The sequence below is a fragment of the Croceivirga lutea genome (genome assembly GCF_014235875.1).
Classification (GTDB): Bacteria; Bacteroidota; Bacteroidia; order Flavobacteriales; family Flavobacteriaceae; genus Croceivirga; species Croceivirga lutea.
Genome location: NZ_JACJUK010000004.1, coordinates 114,315 through 135,494, shown reverse-complemented (window position 1 = coordinate 135,494; position 21,180 = coordinate 114,315). Strand labels below are relative to the sequence as shown.

The window sequence follows — 21,180 nt, the reverse complement described above, 5'->3', positions numbered from 1 at the left end:
AAGTGTTAATCGAGTAGCTAAATAAAAGAACCCTTCTCAAAAATGAGAAGGGTTCTTTTATTTTATGAATATTGGTATTTCTTATTGAACATTCATTAATTCAACATCAAATATCAAAGTAGCATTTGGAGGAATTACTCCACCTGCTCCTCTACTACCATATCCTAAATCAGAAGGTATAACAAACCTAGCTTTATCGCCAACTTGTAAAAGTTGAATTCCTTCATCCCAACCAGAAATTACTTGCCCCACTCCTAATTGAAAATCAATTGGTTGTTTACGTTTAAATGAAGAATCAAATACTTCACCATTAGGTAGGCTACCCTCATAATGTACAGAAACGGTTTTCCCTTTTTCTGCTTTGGCACCAGAACCTTTTTGAATTACTTTATAACGAAGACCAGATGCTGTTTTTTCAAAACCAGCAGCTAACTTTTCTAGCTCTGCTTCTGCTTTTTCTTTTGCTTCTGCAATTCTTCTTTCTCTCTCACCATCAAAAGTTCTAAAAGCCTCAATAGCATTAAATTGTTCAGCCTCTTCACCAACTCTTACAATTTCTAAGCTTTCAATTTTATCACCCTGAGCAATGGCATCAACGACTTCTTGTCCGCTTTCAACTTTTCCAAATACGGTATGTTTGCCATCTAACCAAGGTGTAGGTACATGTGTTATAAAAAATTGACTTCCGTTTGTACCAGGACCCGCGTTAGCCATTGATAAAATTCCAGGGGTATCATGTTTTAAATCGTCATGTATTTCGTCATCAAATTGATATCCGGGAGAGCCTGTACCTGTTCCTTGAGGGCATCCACCTTGAATCATAAAATCTGGAATAACTCTGTGAAAGTTTAAACCATCATAATAAGGTGTTCCTTGAGGTTTGGCCCCATTTTCCATATTACCTTCTGCTAAAGCCACAAAATTACCTACGGTAGCAGGGGTCTTATCATGTGTAAGCTTTACCAAAATTTCACCTTTTGTTGTATTGAATTTAGCGTAAATTCCGTCTTGCATGCTGCTTTTTTTTATTTGGTTTGCAAAGATAACCCTTTACATTTTTGTTGTTCAACGAAAATATTTCCCTTTTGAGTAAAAAATACACTTACAGAGATTGTTACCATTATTTTTATGGATTCATTAACATTTATCAACTTATACTAACTAATGACTGATCAAGGTTTTAAACCTGACTCTAAACAATCGAAGCGGTTTTATCAAATAGATTTGTTAAGATTTATAGCCGCTATGGGAATTGTTTTAGCGCATTATCTTTTTAGAGGATATAGAGCTGACAATTTAAGTGTTATTAGTTTTGAAGAATTAGGAGATTGGATGAAATACTTCTTTGTATTCATTGACCTATTCTTTATCATTAGTGGTTTTGTAATTACACTTTCTATTAGGGGAAAAACACTACGAGAATACGTTAAATCTAGAGTTTTACGTGTTTTTTCTGTATACTGGGTTTGTGCACTTATAACTTATCTTGTAATTGTACTTTTTGGCGCTCCACGGTTTAATGCAAGTTTTACGCAGTTTTTAGCTAACCTTACTTTAATGCATGATTTAATGGATATTGAAGCATTAGATGGTGTTTATTGGACTATGGTTATTGAAGTTAAATTCTATTTACTCTCTGCCGTTTATGTAGCCATACAGCACTTTAAAAAGGTTACCATAGAAGCTTGTGCGTATCTCTGGCTAGGCTTGAGTGTATTATACGTTTTCTTTTCGCATACAACTATTATGTTTTTGGCAAATCTTGCGTTAATCTTAGAATGGGCCCCTGCCTTTATTGCTGGCATGCTAATGGCTAGAATGTATAAAACTAATAAAATTACGGTAGTGAATGGTATGGCCTTAATCACATGTGTTTTGCTGTCTGTTTATCATAGATTGCATTTCATCATGGGTGCAGCTATGTATTTTAAAACCGATGCCTCTGAACCCTTGGTTGTAGGATTAGTAGTTTTAATGTACTTATTGGTGTTTCTAATAGTTAGAAATAAACTGAAGTTTCTTAATAAACCTTTCTTTATATATCTTGGAATATTAACTTACCCTTTATATCTATTGCACCAAAATATTGGTTACATTATTTTTAATAATCTAAATGAATATCTCAACAAATATGTTATTCTCTCCTTTACAATTCTGTTCATGTTGGTATTAAGCTATATTTTAAACAGATATGTTGAAGCTCCAATAACTAAATACCTCAATAGTATATTATCTACTGTAAACAGAGGCCGAAAAAAAATTAAAGCGCAATTGATTACTACAAATGATTAACCTTTAATTTTAATTGGTTGGTCAAAACCATATTTATCTACCAAATACACTAAACTCGCCATTGTTGCTGCACCTAGCTGCAATTCTCGTTGATTTACGTGTTCAAAAGTATCATTTTCCGCATGGTGATGGTCAAAATAGCGCTGGCTATCTGGTCTTAAGCCAGAAAGCACAATATTTTCATCTTTTAAGGGGCCAACATCTGCTCCACTTCCACCTCTAACAAACATGTGAATCAAATACGGCTCAAATAGGGGTTTCCAGCTACTAATTTTTTCAAAATTGGTGTCTGAACAATCAAAAGAAAAACCTCTTGGGCTAAATCCGCCAGCATCACTTTCTAAAGCAAATACATGAGTTTCTTTTTTATTCTTTGCTACTTCGGCATATTTGTTACCGCCTCGTAAACCATTTTCTTCATTCATAAAAAGTACAACACGTAATGTTCGCTTTGGTTGGTAACCAGTGGCCTTAAATAATCGTAACACATCCATACTTTGAACACAACCTGCACCATCATCGTGTGATCCATCGCCTAAATCCCAAGAATCTAAATGTCCGCCAACAACCATTATTTCGTTCGGAAATTCGTTTCCGGTAATCTCACCAATAACATTATAAGACTTCACATCATCATATTGTTTGCAATTTTGATTGAAATAAAACTTAACGTTAGGATTTAATTTTAAAGTAGTACTTAATAGTTCAGCTGAATTAGTGCTGATTGCAGCTGCCGGTATACGATTTTCCACTGGTGTATCGCCATAACTCATAGAACCGGTATGCGGATAATCATCTAATCGTAAGTTCATGGAACGAACAATTACTCCTGCTGCACCATATTTACCAGCTTCGGCGGCACCAGAATACCGCTGATCAACACATCCACCATAAGAGGAGAATGTACTAATTAGGGTAGGATTCATAGGTCTATTGTAGAATACTATTTTACCTTCAATTTTAGCTCGTCCAAGTTTTTCCAGTTCTTCTATACCTTGAACCTCAATTATGTTTGCCTTTAGTCCCCCTTCTTTAGTTGCGACTGAACCCCCAAGCGCACAAATAGGAACATTTGTGGTATGACCAGGTTTAGTTTCAAAATAAGCGTATTCTGGTGTGCCGCGCACCCATTTTGGCACCATAACTGGTTGTAGCCAAACTCTATCTAAACCTAAAGAATCTAATTGCCTTTTAGTATATTCAACAGCTTCTTGCGCTTGTACTGAACCTGACAAACGACCACCAATTTGATTGGATAAATAATTTAACCATTCATACGCCTGAGGTGCCGTTAAAGACGTATCATAAATTTTTTTAATTTGCTTTTCATCTTCTTGCTGTGCTATTACATTAACAACACTAAATAGAAGGGCTACAACTACTAATTTTCTCATTGTTCTTTTTCTAGTTCTTGTCTGAAAGTTTCCAAGTTAGTTTTTATTTCTTCACTAAGTTCAGGTTCTTCTATGTCTTTGTATTTTTTTAACTCATTCAATAAAATACTCGCCACTAAAAGCCGAGCCGCTTTCTTATTATCAGCAGGGATAACATACCAAGGAGCATGAGGCTTTGATGTTTTGTCGATAACTTTTTGGTAGCATTCTTGATAACTATGCCATAGTTTACGCTCTTTCATATCACTAGGTGAAAATTTCCAATTTTTTTCCTTTAATCGAATTCTGCGTAAAAGTCTACGGCTTTGTTCTTCTATTGAGAGATTTAAGTAAAACTTAAAAATTAGTGTACCGTTTTCGCTAATGTGGCGCTCAAAATCATTTATTTGCCGGTATCTATTCTCCCAGAATTCATCATTAATATCTGAAATTGAGTTTATATGCGGTATGTTTTCACCCAAGATATATTCTGGGTGTACTTTTGTGACCAATACATTTTCATAATGTGTTCTATTAAACACTCCAAATTTTCCACGTTCTGGTAAAGCAATATAATGTCTCCAGAGATAATCGTGTTTAAGCTCTTTAGTGCTGGGAACTTTAAAGCTATGCACTACAATACCTCTCACATTAAAGTCTTTAAAAACCTCTCTAATTAAACTATCCTTACCGGCTGTATCCATACCCTGTAAACATATTAAGACACTATATTTTGCATGTGCATACATGGTGTCTTGAAATTTACCTAGGTCTCTACGAATGTCTTTTAACTCATCTTTTAGCTCATCTTTAGATAAACCAAAATCTTCATAAGTAGTAAAGTTTTTTAAAACAGTGGGTTTATCTACTTTGAACTTTTGCCAACTAATTTGCTTCATAAGTTGAATATAGTTTTTATGCTATTCCTTTCAAAGAGAAAACAATGCATTTTAGCAGAAACTCTATTTATTGAAGGTTTCTGAAAGAATAAATTGGAAGAATACCGATGTTTTTTCGCCTAAAGAATACCACCTCTTAATTTTAGTGGTCCAAATCTTTTTAACTGTGAAAACCTACAAAAAAATCGTCTTTTTTATTTGTTTGATTTTGGCCCTTATTGGTTTTTATATGATGGCCTCATTTAAAACGTACAACGCTTGTGAGTTTGCAACTAATAACATTGAACTTATAAGAAATCAAGTACATAGTGCATTAAATTCCAATGATTTAGAAATGATAAAATTCTACAGTCAAAAGGCACTAACTACGCTACCAAAAACAAAAACTTTATTTACAGATTGCGGTTGCTTAGTTGCTAACAAACATCTAGACTTAACAGCATCTAACCTTACCTACGCCTCTGAAAGCAATTTAATTCCGAAATCTAAAGAGTATTTACAAATTGCCTACAGTAATACTATATTAAGTATTCAATTACTTAAAGACTTCGAAAAAGAAAGTGAAAGTTTTTACGGCGATAATGTTCTAGAAATGAATACTCAAAAAGCCTACAAAACCAAGGGTGAAGTAGTTAAGCCAGAAGGCAAATTAAGACAAGAACGAATTAACGAAACAATTGAAACTTATAAAGCATCTTTAAATGATGTTGTAAATAACGTTGAATGTGAAGAGGCCTTTAGTTTCATTAGTAGAGTTGTAAATATCTCTAAAGAACGGCTAAAAGATGAATCACTTTCTGAAACCAGACGAGATTATCACAAACGTATTTACGAAATATCTTTAAAAGCACTTATTAGTTTAGAAGGTTGTAAATTAGAAGAATAAGCTATTTGCTTGCAAAAAGCTTTACATCCTCTTCACTTACTTCTTTACCGCCCAAAATTATTAGTCGTTCAACTACGTTGCGCAGCTCTCGTATATTGCCTGTCCAATCGTATCCTTTTAAAAGTTCGATGGCTTTATCTGAAAATGTTTTTAAGGCAGTTCCTTGTTCTTGAGCTATCTTTTTAGCAAAATGATTTATCAATAAAGGAATATCATTTCTACGGTCATTTAAAGCGGGGACTTTTATTAAAATTACTGCAAGTCTATGATATAAATCTTCTCTGAAATTACCGTCAGCAATTTCTTTTTTGAGGTCTTTATTGGTAGCTGCGAAAACCCTAACATCGACCTTAATATCTTTATCTGAACCTACTCTAGATAATTTATTTTCTTGAAGCACACGTAACACTTTTGCCTGTGCAGATAAACTCATATCACCTATTTCATCTAAAAATATAGTGCCTTTATTTGCTGCTTCAAATTTACCTGCCCTGTCTTTTACTGCTGAAGTAAATGCCCCTTTAACGTGACCAAATAATTCACTTTCAATTAATTCTGAAGGTATTGCAGCGCAGTTAACCTCAATAAACGGACTAGATGAACGCGGACTTTTTTGATGTAACCAATGCGCAACCAACTCTTTACCGGTACCGTTTGAACCCGTAATCAATACACGAGCATCTGTTGGAGCAACTTTTTCAATAATATCCTTTATAGTATTGATTTCGCTGCTATCGCCAATCATTTCATAATTCTTACTTACCTTCTTTTTTAGAATTTTATTCTCAACCACTAGTTCTTTTCTATCTAAGGCATTTCTAACTGTGGTTAATAATCTATTTAAATCTGGTGGCTTAGAAATGTAATCAAATGCACCTAAGCGCATGGTATTTACCGCAGTATCTAAATCACCGTGCCCAGAAATCATAATAAATGGTATTTCGGGCTTAATTTTCTTAACACTTTCTAAGACTTCAACGCCATCCATTTTTGGCATTTTAATATCACAAAGCACCAAGTCAAAATCTTCTTTTTTAAGTAACTCCAGTCCTTTTACTCCATCTTCAGACTCTTGAACTTGATAAGAATCACTTTCTTCACTAAGTATTTTTACCAATACTCTTCTTATAGCAGCTTCATCTTCAATGACTAGTATTTTTGACATATGTCTTACTTTAAAAAATTGATAATTTAAATCCCGTTCTAAAATACAGATTAGATTCTTCATTAAGGGTAAAAACACGCTGTTGATTGTCTCCTCTTAATATTGCTGATTGATATAAAGTCTGACCCGCAACAGCAAAAAACGAAAATTCATCCGTAATTCTATATTGATATTCTAAACCAGAAACTACGGCCGATAGTGATAGCTTAGAGCCTACTCGACCTTCTGGTAGTTCTATATTGTTTTGAACATTTATAAAATAACCGTCCAATAATAATGCCAATTGTAAAGACTGTTTTTTCCAATGGTATTTTAAATTGCTTCTTGTGGTACCCATGGTGTACGACCAATTAGGATGAAATTTTTTGTAATAGCTAATAATGGGTAATGGAAATGGTAAGCCTGTAGTACTGTTAAAACTTAAACCTGCTATAATTCTAAATGGTTTATCTGTGTTATTTACACTTTTTAATAAGGTGGCTGTGGCGTTAAAAAAGAAATCGTCTGATAATGTGCTTCCACTAAAATTAGAAGCTAAACGTGGAGTTAGAATGGCAATTAAACGCCAATTTTCATTCCATTTAGTAACGTAGCCAATATTTAAATCTAATATGTGCAAACGTTCCAAATCGGCAGTATCAAATGGAAATTGCTTATCATACTTAATGTTAAAGAAATTATACTCACTTCCTATAATTAAATATGTTTCTTTTGAAACTTCAAAAGGTATATTCAACACCCCTTTAAACCTAGTAGTTGTGATACCTGCATCATTCTTAGGAATATTTAAACCTTCAACTCTAAAGAGGTCTGAGCTTTGCGCAATACAGGTAGCTGTCAACAAAAATGTTGTACAACACCATAAAATTATAAACAACTTAGATTTCACTAATTATTTTTGAAAAAGATGTACATCTCTTTGTGGGAACGGAATAGTAACGTTGTTTTCTCTAAATTTCTTATCTATGATATATCTAATCCCGCTCTTTATTTTAGGATCACTAAAACTATCGTTAGTAAAAAAGTGAATAGAAAATATTAAAGCTGAATCTCCAAAATCATCAAAAGTTACAAATGCTTTTGGATTTTTAAGTACGCCTTTTTGTTCAGCAGCGGTTTCAATAAGCAATTGGGTTACCAAATCAACATCACTACCATAAGCAACACCAACGCTTACAGCTTCTCTTGTTGTTTTGTGATTTTGGGTATGGTTGTAGACAATATCACTTATAAATTTATGGTTGGGAATAATAATTACCTTATCATCTCTAGTAATTGCTCTTGTTGTTCGCAGTTTAATTTCAAAAACCTTTCCTACTTTTCCATCGATAGAAACCACATCTCCTACTCTTAACGATTTATCTACAATAATAAAAATACCTCCTATAATGTCTTGAAATAGCTCTTGAAGCGCTAAACCCAAACCCACGAACAGGGCGGCCGAGGCGGTTAAAATAACGGTAACATTAATACCTGCAGCACTTAATGTTAAAAGAATAACTACTAGATAAATTATGTACCTGGCAAACTTAAAAACACTTATAAATTTAAGTTTGTCATCTTGCTCCATTTTTCGGGTTAGAAATTTTCTTAACCAGTTTAGCAAATAGGTGGTAAAAATAAATGCTACTATTAATAGAATTAAAAGACCAACGGTTAGATGTATTGTACTCTCTCCCGTGGGTATATGAAAACCAAGATTTAAGAATTCTTTGATGGAACCCCATACATCTTCTTCAATAATTTCTTTTATTTCTTGAGGTACTACTAGCATTAATCCACCTAATATTTTAACCATTTGTACAGCTCTTTATAACTTGGTTTTTTACCGTACATTAAAATTCCAACTCTATAAATTTTAGCTGCTAGCCAAACTATGGCTATAAAAGTTAAAACCAAAAATAGAATAGATAGCCCAAATTGCCAATAGGGTACACCACCTTCACCAATTCCACTTGGTAACCGCATTAGCATAACAATTGGAGAGGTTAATGGAAAAAGAGAAAAACCTACAGCTATAGGCCCATGCGGATTGCTAAAAACCGAAAAGAATCCAACATATATAGCCAACATAAGTGGTAATATAATTGGAAATATAAATTGTTGTGTATCAGTCTCATTATCTACAGCTGCACCAATAGCTGCATAAATTGAACTGTAAATAAAATAACCTAATACAAAATAGAGTAAAAAAGAACTCACAAGGGTAAACCATGGTATGTTTAAAATTTCTCTACCAACAGATTTTATTTTCTCAAAATCTTCTGGAGAAAAATCTTGAGCAGCACCCGCGGTCATAGTCTGAATATTTGACCTATCTAGTAAAATCATTGGGTCTATACCAAAAACTGCCAAAGCAACTATTAATAATATTCCGCCCGCAACAACCCAAATGGTGAATTGTGTAATACCAGCTAATGACGTGCCAATTATTTTGCCCAACATTAATTGAAATGGTTTTACTGAAGAAATAATAATTTCAATAATGCGAGTTGTTTTTTCTTCTATAACACTCCGCATTACAAAACCACCATAAATAATAATAAACATCATTATTAAATAACCAAATGCCCCTCCTACCAAGGCTCTAATTATATTTAAATCTTCTAGGTTTTGTTCGCCTTCGAAAGTGGCTAAGGCCAAATCAAATTCTTTTTCTACCTCTACATATTGCTTTGCAGTAATACCTGCAGATTGTAGTCTATTTTCTCTCAATCTATCTTGAAAAACTCGTTCTATTTTAGAGAGTACCTCACTTATAGGACTATCTGTAGAATAAAAAACTGTTCGTTTAGCAACTTGTTCTATACCCGAAGAATTTGGAACATATAACAACCCATAAAAACCCAATGCAGTTGTAGAGTCTTTTGCCTTTTCTAGTGTAATATCTTTAAACTGTAAAAACGATAAAGTTTCGGTTGAGTTAAAAGAATTTTCAAAATAATTACTTTCATTTAGTACAGCTACTACACGCTGTTCACTATCATTTAGCTTAGTAAGGTATGCAATCAGAACTATCATACCAACCATGAGAATGGGACTTAAAAAAGTCATTATCACAAAAGACTTGTTTCGAACTTTTGCTAGATATTCTCTTTTTATTATCAGCCTTAGTTTTTTCATTAATGGTTTTCTTCTACGGCTTTTATAAATATTTCATTAACTGAAGGAATTTTTTCTTCAAAATAATTTATGTTACCCTTTGCCGATAGAGCATTCAAAAGTGTTGAAGTTTCTGCGCTTGGCAACTGTATATTGCAGTTAATTTGATTTTCTTCTGGTAGAATTTCTAAACCTGCGTAATCAAAACCATTTAAAATTGCTTCAGCACTAATTTTGTTCGCATTTGAAACCTGCAATCCTACTTGGTATATATTGTTTTTATAGGCTTGTTTAATATCTTTTAATCTACCATCTAATACCTTTTTAGATTTGTTTAGTAAGGTAATGTGGTCACAAAGTTCTTCAACAGACTCCATTCTGTGTGTAGAAAATATAATAGAAGTTCCTTGCTTTTTTAACTCTAGTATTTCATCTTTAATTCGGTTAGCATTTATGGGGTCAAAACCACTAAAGGGCTCATCAAAAATTAAAAGTTTTGGTTGGTGAAGTACCGTAACTACAAATTGAATTTTTTGAGCCATACCCTTAGATAGCTCCTGAATTTTTTTATTCCACCAATCACCAATCTCTAATCGCTCAAACCAATATTTTAATCGTTTGGTTGCTTCGGCTTTTGATAACCCTTTTAATTGTGCAAGATATAAAGCTTGCTCACCAACTCTCATGCTCTTGTATAATCCGCGTTCTTCTGGCAAATAACCTATTTGAGCTATATGTTCTGGCATTAAAGGAGCACCCTCAAAAAGAACCTCCCCTTTATCTGGGTGCGTAATTTGATTTATTATCCTTATTAAGGTGGTTTTACCTGCACCATTTGGTCCTAATAAACCATAAATACAATTTGTTGGTATTGTTAGAGAAACATTGTCTAACGCTGTATGCCCAGCAAATTGTTTAACAACTCCGTTGGCAGCAAGTATATGCTCCATGTATTAAATTTTATCAAAGATAGGGATATTGATTACTAAATAAGTCAGAATACTTTCAATCGAAAGTGTCCAAAATAACGTCCTTAAAAACGAAAAACCCACCCCTAAAAAATAAGGATGGGAAAAAAATTGCTATGAAAAAGAAAATTAGATACTAATAAAAGTATCAAATTCAAATATACACTTTTTAGTTAAACAAAATAGATTTAAACTATGAGAACATATCTTTTACCTTTTCAAAAAAGCTTTTGTCTGATTTTTCTGGCTTAGGAACAAAGTTTTCATCTGCTTGCATACGCTCAAAAAACTCCCTTTGTTCTTTATTTAGCTCTTTTGGCGTCCAAACATTAACATGAACCAATAAATCTCCGTTACCATAACCATTTAAGCTAGATACTCCTTTACCTCTTAATCGTAAAATTTTACCAGATTGTATGCCTGGCTCAAGCTTAATACGAACTTTTCCTCCAACTGCATCTATTTCTTTTGATGTGCCTAAGACTGCTTCAGAGAAACTTACATACAAATCATAATGTAAATTATCACCTTCTCTTTTTAATGTTTCGTGCTCTACGGTTTCTATGGCTACTATTAGGTCACCTGGCACGCCATTACCAGGCGCATTATTACCTTTACCAGAAACCTTTAATTGCATGCCTTCTTCAACACCTGCTGGTATTTTTATAGATACCGTTTCTTCTTTGGTAATCATACCTTGAGCATCGGCTCCTGCAGGTCTATTATCTATTACTTGTCCGGCACCACCACATGAACTACATGTTGCGGCAGTTTGCATTCTACCTAAAATGGTATTGGTAATTTTAGTTACCTGTCCCGCGCCATTACAAGTAGGGCATGTTTTATAAGTAACTCCACCAGCTTGTACTTTTCGTTTAACTTTTACTTTTTTCTCAACACCATTGGCAATTTCTTCTAAAGTAAGTTTAACGCGTATTCTTAGGTTGCTACCTTTTACTCTTCTTTGACCGCCACCAAAACCGCCAAATCCGCTAAAACCACCACCAAAAGCGCCTCCAAAAATATCTCCAAACTGACTGAAGATATCATCCATATTCATATTGCCGCCACCGAAGCCACCGCCTTCAAATGCAGCATGGCCATATTGGTCGTATTTTGCTTTCTTATCTGGGTCGCTTAATATCTCGTATGCTTCAGCGGCTTTTTTAAACATTTCTTCGGCTTTCTCATCACCCGGATTTTTGTCAGGATGATATTGAATAGCTTTTTTCCGATATGCTTTTTTAATTTCTGCTGCCGAGGCCCCTTTAGAAACTCCTAATATGTCGTAGTAATCTTCTTTCATATCCTATTTTTAGTTGCCAACAACAACTTTTGGATGCCTTATTATACGGTCCCCTAACTTGAAGCCTTTTTCAATTATATCAATAATTTTACCTTTCATGCTAGCGTCTGGCGCTGGTATTTGCGTAACAGCTTCATGTAATTCAGCATCAAATGTTTCCCCAACTTCTACTTCAACCTGCTCTAACCCTTTATTTTTTAAGGTATCTTTTAATTTATTGCTTATTAATTCTACTCCTTTGAACAACTCTCCGTCTTCAGACTTTGAGATTTCATTTAATGCTCTATCAAAATCATCTAAAACGGGTAATAGAGATACCATAATATCTTGGCCAGCAGTCTTAAACAGCTCAACTCTTTCTTTGGAGGTTCTTCTCTTAAAATTTTCAAATTCTGCAAACAACCTCAAAAATTTATCCTTTTCCTGTGCTAACTCTGCCTTCAAAACTTCCTCTTCATTTAAGTCTTCGCCTTCTTCTGTTGTTTCAGTTTCTACATTCTCCGCTTGAGGATTTACCTCTTGCTCTTGACCCTGAATTTCTTCATCTATGATTTCTTCAGCTTTATTTTTTCTGCTCATGGATTTTTACCTTTATTTCTTTGAGTTTGCAAAAGTATTGCCAATTACTTTAAAATGTCAAAATGTCACGTATAAATTAAAAAATCCGCCAATTGGCGGATTTTTTAATTTATTGTTAGCTAAACGCTTACGCTAGTTCTTGCTTATTAAAATTTTTTTCTTTCCTTTTTTGCGTTTGCATAAACAGGTGTTCTAAAGCACCGCAGATATTAGTATACTTAAAAATAAATCCTTCTTCTTCTATTTTTTTACTACATACGCGTTGACTAGCTAAAAGTATATAAGACATTTTTCCTAAAAAAAGCTTTAGCATAAAAGCAGGAACCTTAGGTAAAATTATTGGCTTGTTTACAAATGAAGCCACTGATTTTGTTAGTTTCCTATTGGTCACCGGATTTGGTGCTACTCCATTATAAACTCCAGATAATTGGTGACTCAACACAAAAACAAAAATTTTAGCTAAATCTTTAATATGAATCCATGATTGCCATTGCTCACCACCCCCAAGTGGTGCTCCAACATAGTTTTCTATTGGCTGCTTTAATTTTGGTAGGGCACCACCATTTAATGATAATACGAGACCAATTCTAATTTTGGCAACGCTAAGGTTTAGCGTATTAAATTCGTCCGCCGCATCTTCCCAAGCTTTAGTAACCTCACCTAAAAAGCTATCATCAACTTTAGTACAACTTTCTTCGTAATATGTGTCTAAGCTATTTGGATAAATACCTATTGCAGAAGCTGAAATTAGTTGCCTAACAGACTTAACGTTTGATTGTACAAGGCCCTTCTTTAGCGTTTTTAAAGAATCAATTCTACTATTTAAAATTTTTCGCTTGTTAGTGGGTGTCCATCGTTGCGCAATGCTTGCTCCCGCTAAATTTATGATTACATCTACGCCATCAAAACTTTTTAAGTCTATCTCATCCTTCGCAGGATTCCAATAAAATCCTTTGTAGTTCTCTTTGTTTTCAATTTTAGATGTACTAGTAGTTAGATAATTTACCGTATAATTCTTTTTCAACAATTCTTTAACCAGTTGATTACCAACAAGACCAGTAGCACCAGTTATCAGCACCTTCATATTCAGTAGTATGTTTTTGTCAAAATTACAGGTTTAACTGACTGATTTTTAATGATTACGAAAGAATTAACACTATTGAATTGTGTTTGTTAAACTTTATCATAATGTTATGCAAATACTCTTAAAGGGAGATTAAATAATTAATTTTTTAAAGCTACTAACATTTCTCTTTTACCAGGTGGCCCTTCAACTCTGTTAACAGTAAAACCTACTTCTTGCATAGCCCTTCTAACATCACCTTTTGCACAATAGGTAGTCAAAACACCTCCTTTTTTAAGCGCAATATACATGGTAGCAAAAAGCTGTTGCGACCATAGTTCTGGTTGTACTCTGGGGCCAAAAGCATCGTAATAAATGAGTTCAAATTTGTTGTCGAATTGAACATTTCTAAAGTCATCTTTAATTTTATTAAGCGAAAAAGCAGGGGTCACCTCTTCCTCCATCTCCCAAGGCAAATCATGAAGTTTTTGAAATAATGGTTTCAAATTTTCTTCACCTAATTCTTTTAGGTAATTGAGTTGATGAATTTCTTCAACAGGAACAGGAAATGCCTCTACCCCGTAATACGTAATTTGCTTTTGCTGTTTAATGCCTTCTAAAAGCGTAATAAAAGCATTTAATCCTGTACCGAAGCCTATTTCTAAAATTCGAATTTCTTTTCTCGTAATTTTATCGAGCCCATTTTTTATAAAAACATGATAAGCTTCTTGTATAGCACCGTGTTTAGAATGATAACTCTCATTCCAATCTGGTAAATGAATGGTAGTTGAGCCGTCTGCAGTTGTAATTATTTCCCGCTTCAACTACCTTAATTAATGTATACACCATTTGCCTCAAAACGATACGTTTTCTTCGGCGAAGTTATTTTTTCAATTTCTTCTTTAGAAGCACCTTCATCTTCAGCATAATGCTGTTGGTCTTCAACAGACATTTCTTCGATAAATGCTACACCATTCATTACTACGGTTTTCTCTGCAGAATTGGTTGGCACAAAAAAACCGTAATCTTTAAATCGTACAAAAACTTCTTCTCCATTAGCAAGATTTACTTTCATCCAGCAACCTTTAGCTTGGCAAACTTCTGTTATTTGACCCTCAAGTTGCGTATTTAAATTTTCACCTTTTTGGATAGAAGAAAAATCAATTGAATTGCCCAAATTTTCTTGAATTTCAAATCGCTCTCCAAACAACTCAAAACTTTCAGAAGATTGTGCAAGTATACAAATGGGTAATAAGCCTAGAAATAATACAAGTATTTTGTTAAAATTTTTCATATTCTAAAAAAATTGACGCGGTATTAACATTTTTGTAGTCCAAAGGTACAAAGCTGCCTAATATGAAGCTGGAAATACCTAATTTTATTTGTTAAATAATGGTTTATGGAAATGCAACTAAACAAAATCTCGGTTGAGAAGACCAAAGAAAGCAAGCTAGCTTCGGTAGATTTTAATAACCTACCTTTTGGTAGTATTTTTTCTGACCACATGATGGTCTGCGAATATGAAAATGGCGTCTGGTCCGCACCAAAAGTAATTCCATACCAAAAAATTTCTCTAGATCCTTCAGCTAAAATTTTTCATTATGGTCAATCCATTTTTGAAGGTATGAAGGCATATAAAGACAAAGAAGATAAGATATGGTTATTTAGACCTTTAGATAATCATAGTAGATTAAACAAATCTGCAGCAAGAATGGCAATGCCAGAAATTCCTCAAGAGTATTTTATGGAAGGCCTCTCTACGCTATTGCAAGTAGATAAAGATTGGATACCACAAACTGAAGGTAGTTCTTTATACATAAGACCGTTTATGTTTGCCTCTGGAAATGGTTTTCATGCTTCGCCCGCAGACAAGTATACCTTTTTAATTTGCACCGCACCTTCTGGTCCTTACTTTGCTGGAGAGGTTAGCGTTTTAATAGAAGAAACTTACGCAAGAGCAGCAAACGGTGGGGTAGGCTATGCTAAAGCTGGTGGTAATTATGCAGCACAGTTTTACCCTACTAAACTAGCTACAGATAAAGGCTACCAACAGGTTATCTGGACAGACGATAACACTCATGAATATATAGAAGAAGCTGGTGCCATGAATATATTTGTTCGCATTGGTGATACTTTGATAACTGCACCAACAAGTGACAGAATTCTAGATGGTATTACCCGTAAAAGTATTTTACAATTGGCGGAAAATGAGGGAATAAAAACTGAAGTCCGCAAATTAAAAGTTTCTGAAATAATTGAAGCCGCTAACAACAGTTCTTTAAAAGAAATGTTTGGTGCCGGAACTGCTGCAGTAATTTCACCTATTTCAGGTTTTGGATACCAAGGAAAAGACTATGAATTACCTAAGTTAGAAAATAGCTTTGCAGATTCTTTAAAGAAGAAAATAACTGCTATACAATACAATTTAGCTGATGACCCATTTAATTGGAGATACCAAGTAAAATAAAAAAAGCACCCAATTGGGTGCTTTTTTTATTTGTTTAGTATTGCTTTAATGTTTGGTTTAAAATAGTTTGGCCCCTTCATAACTTTACCATCTTCTCTATAAATAGGTTTACCATCTTTACCTAGTTTGCTCATGTTACTATTATGAATTTCGTTAAAAACCTCTTCAATTTTATGCTGCATGCCATGTTCTAGTATTGTACCACATAAAATGTATAACATATCTCCTAAAGCATCGGCTACTTCAACCAAATCATTATCTTCACAAGCTTCTAAATATTCTTCATTTTCTTCTTGCATTAATTTAAAACGCAATCTATTTTTTTGTTTACCTAAATTGGCTTTTGGTGAATTAAGCACTCCCAATCCAAAGGCTTTATGAAACTCCTTTACTGCATTAATTTTTTGATTCATTTGATGTAATTTTGTCCAAATTCACAAGCTATGCCATTTTCTTCTGGGCAACTAATATTTGCACTCCTATTTATAGTTGTATTTACAATTATTATCGTTTTATCTTACAAAAAGGACAAAAATCTTCATAATAAGAATTATAAAGGCGCAAAATGGGTCCTTTATTTATTGATTGGATTTATAATTATTCTTTTTGTAATAAAGAATGTCTTAAAAAATTAACCAATTATTTGATTACACCACAAAAATGCCGCGTTACGCAACATTTTTCTTAATAAAAAGTTATTGCTTAAGAAAACCTGTACTTTTGTATTCAAATAACCTAGTCAATATGACGACCTTTTTTGGAATCTTGACCATACTATTAGCAATTAACGCCATCTTACTGATTTTCAGTGTAAACGGCGCTAAAGAAAGCTTCAGAAGAACGTTTATGAAGGTCTCTGAAAATGCTATTCCAAAAGCGTTACCAAAACAAATTTCTGAACCCGAATACAAAAAAGCGGTTTAGGTTATACCTTTAAGGTATGAAACAAATTCTTCTAGTCTTTCTAGGAGGCGGTTTAGGTAGCGTAACAAGATACCTTATCTCCAAAAGTTTAAATCCATATCTAAGCAATTTCTTTCTTGGAACTTTTACCGTAAATATTATTGGCTGTTTTTTAATTGGTCTTATTCTAGGATTATCTGCTAAAGAAAACCTTATTTCTTCTAACACCACACTTTTACTAGCAACAGGATTTTGTGGTGGCTTTACTACATTTTCAACTTTTGCGTTTGAAAAACACTCCTTACTAAAAGCTGGTGACCTCACTAATTTTGCTATTTACCTTGCCTTAAGTGTCATGGTTGGTATTGCTGCCGTAGCTGCTGGTCTTTATTTTTCTAAATAATACTAATCACACCCCCATTTTTTTACAGAATTAACACTTAATCGGGTTTTCTTATCAATTTATCACAATTGATAGAATTCGCTCAAGGCGATTAATTGGGCATATCAAAAATATATAGTTGTATTTTTTTGCATACCCCTAAAAAAAGAGGGTATATTTTTTATTTATCTAAAAAATGAATCAATACCCCTCGTTTTTAATAGGATTAAATTTTCGTTAACATATATTTGGCACTCAATTAATTATTTAATCATGAAAAAAGTCGAGGCAATTATTCGAAAGTCAAAATTTGATGAGGTGAAAAAAGCACTGCATCAAATTGAGGTGAACTTCTTTAGCTACTGGGATGTAACTGGAGTTGGAAATGAAAAACAAGGACACGTATATCGTGGTATATCTTATAGTACTTCAGATATACAAAGAAGATACATATCCATAGTAGTATCTGATGAGTATCTAGAGAAAACGGTGCAATGCATTTTAGATTCTGCTGAAACCGGTAACGTTGGAGATGGAAAAATCTTTGTTAGCGATATAGTAGAAGCTTACAGAATTAGAACAAAAGAAAGCGGTCAGGCCGGCATTAACTAACATCAAACCAACAAACTTTATTATTATGGAAGCAGGATTATTTACAGCTAACAACGTATGGATGATGATTTGTACCGCTTTGGTATTTTTCATGCACCTTGGATTCTCTTTTTTAGAAATAGGTCTAACTAGGCAAAAGAATACAGTTAATATTCTATTTAAAAATGTATTTATTATTACCGTAGGATTACTACTTTATTACATAGGTGGCTTCAACCTTATGTACCCAGGTTTTGAAGATGGTGATTTCGGATTTTTAAAATTTGCAGGTTTTGGTATTGCGGCCCCTGAAAACGGTATGACACCTGAATATGCTGATGGTGGTTACACTTGGTGGACAGATTTTCTATTTCAAGGAATGTTCGCTGCCACGGCAGCAACAATTGTATCTGGAGCAGTAGCAGAACGTGTAAAACTAGGTCCGTTTATGATTTTCACCATTGTTTATGTTGGGTTGGTATACCCAATAGTAGGTTCATGGCAATGGGGTGGTGGATTCCTTTCTTCTTTAACTTACGGTGAAGCCGAAGGTTTCTATGATTTTGCAGGTTCAACTTTGGTACACTCAGTAGGTGGATGGGCGGCACTTATTGCCATTTATCTTTTAGGTGCCAGAATTGGAAAATTTGGCGAAGATGGTAAACCAAAAGCAATACCAGGTCACAGTTTACCTTTAGCAGCGGCAGGTGTATTAATTTTATGGTTAGGATGGTTTGGATTTAATGGTGGTTCTGTTTTATCTGCAGACCCAGAATTAACTTCGTTAGTTTTAGTAACAACCTCTTTGGCAGCAGCAGCTGGTGGTGTTTCTGCATTCCTTACCTCTTGGATAAAATACAAGAATTATGACCTAACCATGTTCATGAATGGTATTTTGGGAGGTCTAGTTGGTATTACCGCAGGTGCAGACCAAATGTCACCTAACGAAGCTGTTATTATTGGTTTAATCGCAGGTGTTGTAATTGTTTTTGGTGTTGCACTTATAGATAAATTAAAATTAGATGACCCAGTTGGTGCTGTAGCGGTACACTTAATCTGCGGAATCTGGGGTACACTTGCGGTAGGTATTTTTGGAGCCCTTGCAAGTTTTGACCAATTCTTAGTTCAATTAGCAGGTGTAGGTGCTGCAGCTACATTCTGCACAGTAACGGCATTTATTATTCTATTTACAATTAAGAAAATAGCAGGTATTAGAGTTTCTGAAAAAGAAGAGCTAGAAGGTTTGGACCTACACGAGCATGGTATGGAGGCTTACGCTGATTTCCACGCTCACGAAAACTAAATAAAAAGCAACGGAGTGTTTGGCAGAACACTCCGTTTAGTAACCTTTTCAAATACACAAAATTTAAAAACAACAGCCTGTTGTTCAGGCCTAATTATTCATATTATGAAAGCGATTACAATTACAAAATACATAAAAAAATCACTATTACTAGTAACAGCATTAGTTACCTTAACTGCAGTTGCTCAAGATGACGATACTACAAGTCCATTATCTTTTTCTGGTAGTGTAGATGCTTATTTTAGAACTACGTTTAACGATGCCGGAGACGCTACGACAGCTACTCCAACATCTTTTGCAAACCAAACTGGTTTTGCTCTAGGTATGGCCAATTTAATTGGTAGTTATGAATCTGGTTCTACCGGTGTAGTAGTTGATTTAGTTTTTGGCCCCAGAGGTACTGAAGCTACGTTTAACAACGATGTTTTAAACGGTATTATCAATCAGGCCTATGCATATTGGAATGTTTCTGAAAGCACAACCTTAACTATTGGTCGTTTTAATACATTCTTAGGGTATGAGGTAATAGCTCCACAAGCTAACTTCAACTACAGCGTATCTTACTTATTCTCAAATGGTCCATTCTCTCATTTAGGGGTTAAAGCAGATTTTGCTTTATCTGATGATGTTAGCTTAATGCTTGGTATTATGAACCCATGGGATACCAATGATATTAGTGGAACTGGTGAATATTCTTTAGGAGCTCAATTAGGTGTTTACGGTCAGTTTCTTAACCTTTACTACGACAGTGGTAAAAACGGAGGTTTAGGTTTTGAAATTGATTATACTGGTGGTGTAGATATTTCTGAGGACTTCTTCTTAGGGGTTAACGCTGCATACAATACTAATGATGAAGCTGATACTGGTTTCTACGGTTTAGCATTATACCCACAATTATCTACTTCTGATAGTTTTGCTATCGGACTTAGAGGTGAATATTTTGCAGCAACTGCTGATGGTGGCGATAATTATGATGATGTTTTAGCACTTACCCTAACAGGAAGCTTTACTAAAGACAACTTAATTATAAAACCAGAAATTAGATTAGATAGTGCTGATGGTGCCTTTTTAGATTCAGATGGATTGGCTTCAGACAGCTTATCATCTTTTGCAATAGCAGCAATTTATTCTTTTGATTAATTGAATTCCGTTTATAGATAGTTGCAAATGAAATCCCTCAGCAGTTTGTTGAGGGATTTTTTAGTTCTTTTTAAAGTCTCGTACTCCTGCCATCACTTTGGTTTCTAAATAATTTTGCCTTGGCACCAAGGGGCAGGAGTATTTTTTATTATAGACACAATAGGGATTGTAAGCCCTATTAAAGTCAATAACCATGGTATCCCCTTCTGGCAATTTTAAATCTATATACCTACCTCCACCATAAGTTTCATTACCATTTGTTTGATCTAAAAACGGCAAAAACAAATAATCTTCAAAACCCTCTTCTTCCAATAAATCTAAACTTTGATAAATTTCTAATTGATGTTGTTTTCCGTTTAAACTAAAACGAGCAATGGCATAAACTTTCTCCATACTCTTTCTATCTGTTGTTGTAGGCATAAAAAAAGGTTCGGAATCTGGCGTTTTTTCTAATTTAGCCGTTACCACATAATTGGTGTCTGGCTCAAAAAAATCTAAGGTTTCAAATTTTGCACGCAACCTGTCTGGTAACGGGGAAGTTTCTGGATTTTTGTATTCCTCATTCAACTCTTTTTGAAACTGAAGTATAGCTGCAATTGCAGCAGGTGTTTCTTGGGTTAGCACTGTATTCTCATCATGATATTTTTTACCATTATTACAGGCTAAAATCAACAGTAAAAAAAATACGAAATAGCTTTTCATTAGCAAGAAATTTATTGTTGAGCACTTCAAAAATACAACCTCTTATAATGATATTGGAA

Annotated in this window: 23 protein-coding genes; 8 read left to right on the top strand and 15 right to left on the bottom strand. The window is 34.2% G+C overall.

Translation table 11 applies throughout. The features are described 5' to 3' along the window. Window positions 1-81: 81 nt before the first annotated feature. Entirely contained in the window at window positions 82-1,014 is a 933-nt protein-coding gene (locus H5V42_RS08980) for a peptidylprolyl isomerase (protein ID WP_185782826.1), read from the bottom strand. A gap of 150 nt (window positions 1,015-1,164) precedes the next feature. Between H5V42_RS08980 and H5V42_RS08975 the strand changes: the two genes are divergently transcribed. Next, window positions 1,165-2,292, top strand: coding sequence for an acyltransferase family protein (locus H5V42_RS08975; RefSeq protein WP_185782825.1), 1,128 nt, complete (start codon window positions 1,165-1,167; stop codon window positions 2,290-2,292). Here the strand turns inward: H5V42_RS08975 and H5V42_RS08970 are convergent. Then, complete coding sequence (locus H5V42_RS08970) at window positions 2,289-3,686, bottom strand: M28 family peptidase (protein WP_185782824.1); 1,398 nt, start codon at window positions 3,684-3,686, stop codon at window positions 2,289-2,291. The genes H5V42_RS08975 and H5V42_RS08970 overlap by 4 nt on opposite strands. Further along, entirely contained in the window at window positions 3,683-4,564 is an 882-nt protein-coding gene (locus H5V42_RS08965) for a PPK2 family polyphosphate kinase (protein WP_185782823.1), read from the bottom strand. The genes H5V42_RS08970 and H5V42_RS08965 overlap by 4 nt, the downstream gene beginning before the upstream one ends. 166 nt (window positions 4,565-4,730) lie before the next feature. Between H5V42_RS08965 and H5V42_RS08960 the strand changes: the two genes are divergently transcribed. After that, the gene (locus tag H5V42_RS08960) at window positions 4,731-5,450 is read left to right on the top strand and encodes a hypothetical protein (protein WP_185782822.1); all 720 of its coding nucleotides are present in this window, start codon (window positions 4,731-4,733) and stop codon (window positions 5,448-5,450) included. A 1-nt stretch (window position 5,451) separates the two neighbouring features. On the opposite strand, the gene H5V42_RS08955 is transcribed toward H5V42_RS08960, so the two are convergent. The 10 genes from H5V42_RS08955 to H5V42_RS08910 form a co-directional block, all read right to left on the bottom strand. Then, window positions 5,452-6,615, bottom strand: a complete 1,164-nt coding sequence (locus H5V42_RS08955; RefSeq protein WP_185782821.1) for a sigma-54-dependent transcriptional regulator — start codon at window positions 6,613-6,615, stop codon at window positions 5,452-5,454. Between the two features lie 10 nt (window positions 6,616-6,625). Further along, window positions 6,626-7,456 (bottom strand): DUF6268 family outer membrane beta-barrel protein, encoded by an 831-nt coding sequence (locus tag H5V42_RS08950; protein WP_229665662.1) that lies wholly within the window; start codon window positions 7,454-7,456, stop codon window positions 6,626-6,628. 51 nt (window positions 7,457-7,507) lie between these two features. After that, entirely contained in the window at window positions 7,508-8,413 is a 906-nt protein-coding gene (locus tag H5V42_RS08945; protein WP_185782819.1) for a mechanosensitive ion channel family protein, read from the bottom strand. Continuing rightward, the gene (locus tag H5V42_RS08940) at window positions 8,398-9,738 is read right to left on the bottom strand and encodes an ABC transporter permease (RefSeq protein WP_185782818.1); all 1,341 of its coding nucleotides are present in this window, start codon (window positions 9,736-9,738) and stop codon (window positions 8,398-8,400) included. The genes H5V42_RS08945 and H5V42_RS08940 overlap by 16 nt, the downstream gene beginning before the upstream one ends. Further along, window positions 9,738-10,667, bottom strand: a complete 930-nt coding sequence (locus H5V42_RS08935) for an ABC transporter ATP-binding protein (protein WP_185782817.1) — start codon at window positions 10,665-10,667, stop codon at window positions 9,738-9,740. The genes H5V42_RS08940 and H5V42_RS08935 overlap by 1 nt, the downstream gene beginning before the upstream one ends. A 211-nt stretch (window positions 10,668-10,878) precedes the next feature. After that, window positions 10,879-11,991 (bottom strand): molecular chaperone DnaJ, encoded by a 1,113-nt coding sequence (dnaJ, locus tag H5V42_RS08930; RefSeq protein WP_185782816.1) that lies wholly within the window; start codon window positions 11,989-11,991, stop codon window positions 10,879-10,881. A gap of 9 nt (window positions 11,992-12,000) precedes the next feature. Next, window positions 12,001-12,570: a nucleotide exchange factor GrpE gene (locus H5V42_RS08925; RefSeq protein ID WP_185782815.1), complete on the bottom strand. Its 570-nt coding sequence runs from the start codon at window positions 12,568-12,570 to the stop codon at window positions 12,001-12,003. A 127-nt stretch (window positions 12,571-12,697) separates the two neighbouring features. Continuing rightward, window positions 12,698-13,654, bottom strand: coding sequence for a TIGR01777 family oxidoreductase (locus tag H5V42_RS08920; protein ID WP_185782814.1), 957 nt, complete (start codon window positions 13,652-13,654; stop codon window positions 12,698-12,700). Window positions 13,655-13,794: 140 nt separating this feature from the next. Next, window positions 13,795-14,457, bottom strand: coding sequence for a tRNA (5-methylaminomethyl-2-thiouridine)(34)-methyltransferase MnmD (gene mnmD, locus H5V42_RS08915; protein ID WP_185782813.1), 663 nt, complete (start codon window positions 14,455-14,457; stop codon window positions 13,795-13,797). 5 nt (window positions 14,458-14,462) lie between these two features. Then, window positions 14,463-14,927, bottom strand: coding sequence for a DUF4920 domain-containing protein (locus H5V42_RS08910; RefSeq protein WP_185782812.1), 465 nt, complete (start codon window positions 14,925-14,927; stop codon window positions 14,463-14,465). Between the two features lie 105 nt (window positions 14,928-15,032). Between H5V42_RS08910 and H5V42_RS08905 the strand changes: the two genes are divergently transcribed. After that, complete coding sequence (locus H5V42_RS08905) at window positions 15,033-16,100, top strand: branched-chain amino acid aminotransferase (protein ID WP_185782811.1); 1,068 nt, start codon at window positions 15,033-15,035, stop codon at window positions 16,098-16,100. A gap of 26 nt (window positions 16,101-16,126) precedes the next feature. Here the strand turns inward: H5V42_RS08905 and H5V42_RS08900 are convergent, their stop codons facing one another. Further along, window positions 16,127-16,513, bottom strand: coding sequence for a pyrophosphohydrolase domain-containing protein (locus tag H5V42_RS08900; protein WP_185782810.1), 387 nt, complete (start codon window positions 16,511-16,513; stop codon window positions 16,127-16,129). Window positions 16,514-16,844: 331 nt separating this feature from the next. On the opposite strand from H5V42_RS08900, the gene H5V42_RS08895 reads away from it, so the two are divergent. The 5 genes from H5V42_RS08895 (at window position 16,845) to H5V42_RS08875 (ending at window position 20,419) form a co-directional block, all read left to right on the top strand. Next, entirely contained in the window at window positions 16,845-17,024 is a 180-nt protein-coding gene (locus H5V42_RS08895; protein ID WP_185782809.1) for a hypothetical protein, read from the top strand. Window positions 17,025-17,040: 16 nt separating this feature from the next. Then, the gene (gene crcB / locus H5V42_RS08890; RefSeq protein ID WP_185782808.1) at window positions 17,041-17,406 is read left to right on the top strand and encodes a fluoride efflux transporter CrcB; all 366 of its coding nucleotides are present in this window, start codon (window positions 17,041-17,043) and stop codon (window positions 17,404-17,406) included. 252 nt (window positions 17,407-17,658) lie between these two features. After that, complete coding sequence (locus tag H5V42_RS08885) at window positions 17,659-17,997, top strand: P-II family nitrogen regulator (RefSeq protein WP_185782807.1); 339 nt, start codon at window positions 17,659-17,661, stop codon at window positions 17,995-17,997. Window positions 17,998-18,022: 25 nt separating this feature from the next. After that, window positions 18,023-19,279 (top strand): ammonium transporter, encoded by a 1,257-nt coding sequence (locus H5V42_RS08880; protein ID WP_185782806.1) that lies wholly within the window; start codon window positions 18,023-18,025, stop codon window positions 19,277-19,279. A 105-nt stretch (window positions 19,280-19,384) separates the two neighbouring features. Continuing rightward, window positions 19,385-20,419: an outer membrane beta-barrel protein gene (locus H5V42_RS08875; protein WP_185782805.1), complete on the top strand. Its 1,035-nt coding sequence runs from the start codon at window positions 19,385-19,387 to the stop codon at window positions 20,417-20,419. A gap of 60 nt (window positions 20,420-20,479) precedes the next feature. On the opposite strand, the gene H5V42_RS08870 is transcribed toward H5V42_RS08875, so the two are convergent. Beyond that, entirely contained in the window at window positions 20,480-21,121 is a 642-nt protein-coding gene (locus H5V42_RS08870) for a DUF1684 domain-containing protein (RefSeq protein WP_185782804.1), read from the bottom strand. Window positions 21,122-21,180: the final 59 nt, after the last annotated feature.

Coding starts and splice junctions, on each gene's coding strand:
- H5V42_RS08980 (WP_185782826.1), bottom strand. CDS start 1,014: ATGCAAGACGGAATTTACGCTAAATTCAATACAACAAAAGGTGAAATT.
- H5V42_RS08975 (WP_185782825.1), top strand. CDS start 1,165: ATGACTGATCAAGGTTTTAAACCTGACTCTAAACAATCGAAGCGGTTT.
- H5V42_RS08970 (WP_185782824.1), bottom strand. CDS start 3,686: ATGAGAAAATTAGTAGTTGTAGCCCTTCTATTTAGTGTTGTTAATGTA.
- H5V42_RS08965 (WP_185782823.1), bottom strand. CDS start 4,564: ATGAAGCAAATTAGTTGGCAAAAGTTCAAAGTAGATAAACCCACTGTT.
- H5V42_RS08955 (WP_185782821.1), bottom strand. CDS start 6,615: ATGTCAAAAATACTAGTCATTGAAGATGAAGCTGCTATAAGAAGAGTA.
- H5V42_RS08945 (WP_185782819.1), bottom strand. CDS start 8,413: ATGGTTAAAATATTAGGTGGATTAATGCTAGTAGTACCTCAAGAAATA.
- H5V42_RS08940 (WP_185782818.1), bottom strand. CDS start 9,738: ATGAAAAAACTAAGGCTGATAATAAAAAGAGAATATCTAGCAAAAGTT.
- H5V42_RS08935 (WP_185782817.1), bottom strand. CDS start 10,667: ATGGAGCATATACTTGCTGCCAACGGAGTTGTTAAACAATTTGCTGGG.
- dnaJ (WP_185782816.1), bottom strand. CDS start 11,991: ATGAAAGAAGATTACTACGACATATTAGGAGTTTCTAAAGGGGCCTCG.
- H5V42_RS08925 (WP_185782815.1), bottom strand. CDS start 12,570: ATGAGCAGAAAAAATAAAGCTGAAGAAATCATAGATGAAGAAATTCAG.
- H5V42_RS08920 (WP_185782814.1), bottom strand. CDS start 13,654: ATGAAGGTGCTGATAACTGGTGCTACTGGTCTTGTTGGTAATCAACTG.
- H5V42_RS08910 (WP_185782812.1), bottom strand. CDS start 14,927: ATGAAAAATTTTAACAAAATACTTGTATTATTTCTAGGCTTATTACCC.
- H5V42_RS08905 (WP_185782811.1), top strand. CDS start 15,033: ATGGAAATGCAACTAAACAAAATCTCGGTTGAGAAGACCAAAGAAAGC.
- H5V42_RS08900 (WP_185782810.1), bottom strand. CDS start 16,513: ATGAATCAAAAAATTAATGCAGTAAAGGAGTTTCATAAAGCCTTTGGA.
- H5V42_RS08895 (WP_185782809.1), top strand. CDS start 16,845: ATGACGACCTTTTTTGGAATCTTGACCATACTATTAGCAATTAACGCC.
- crcB (WP_185782808.1), top strand. CDS start 17,041: ATGAAACAAATTCTTCTAGTCTTTCTAGGAGGCGGTTTAGGTAGCGTA.
- H5V42_RS08885 (WP_185782807.1), top strand. CDS start 17,659: ATGAAAAAAGTCGAGGCAATTATTCGAAAGTCAAAATTTGATGAGGTG.
- H5V42_RS08880 (WP_185782806.1), top strand. CDS start 18,023: ATGGAAGCAGGATTATTTACAGCTAACAACGTATGGATGATGATTTGT.
- H5V42_RS08875 (WP_185782805.1), top strand. CDS start 19,385: ATGAAAGCGATTACAATTACAAAATACATAAAAAAATCACTATTACTA.
- H5V42_RS08870 (WP_185782804.1), bottom strand. CDS start 21,121: ATGAAAAGCTATTTCGTATTTTTTTTACTGTTGATTTTAGCCTGTAAT.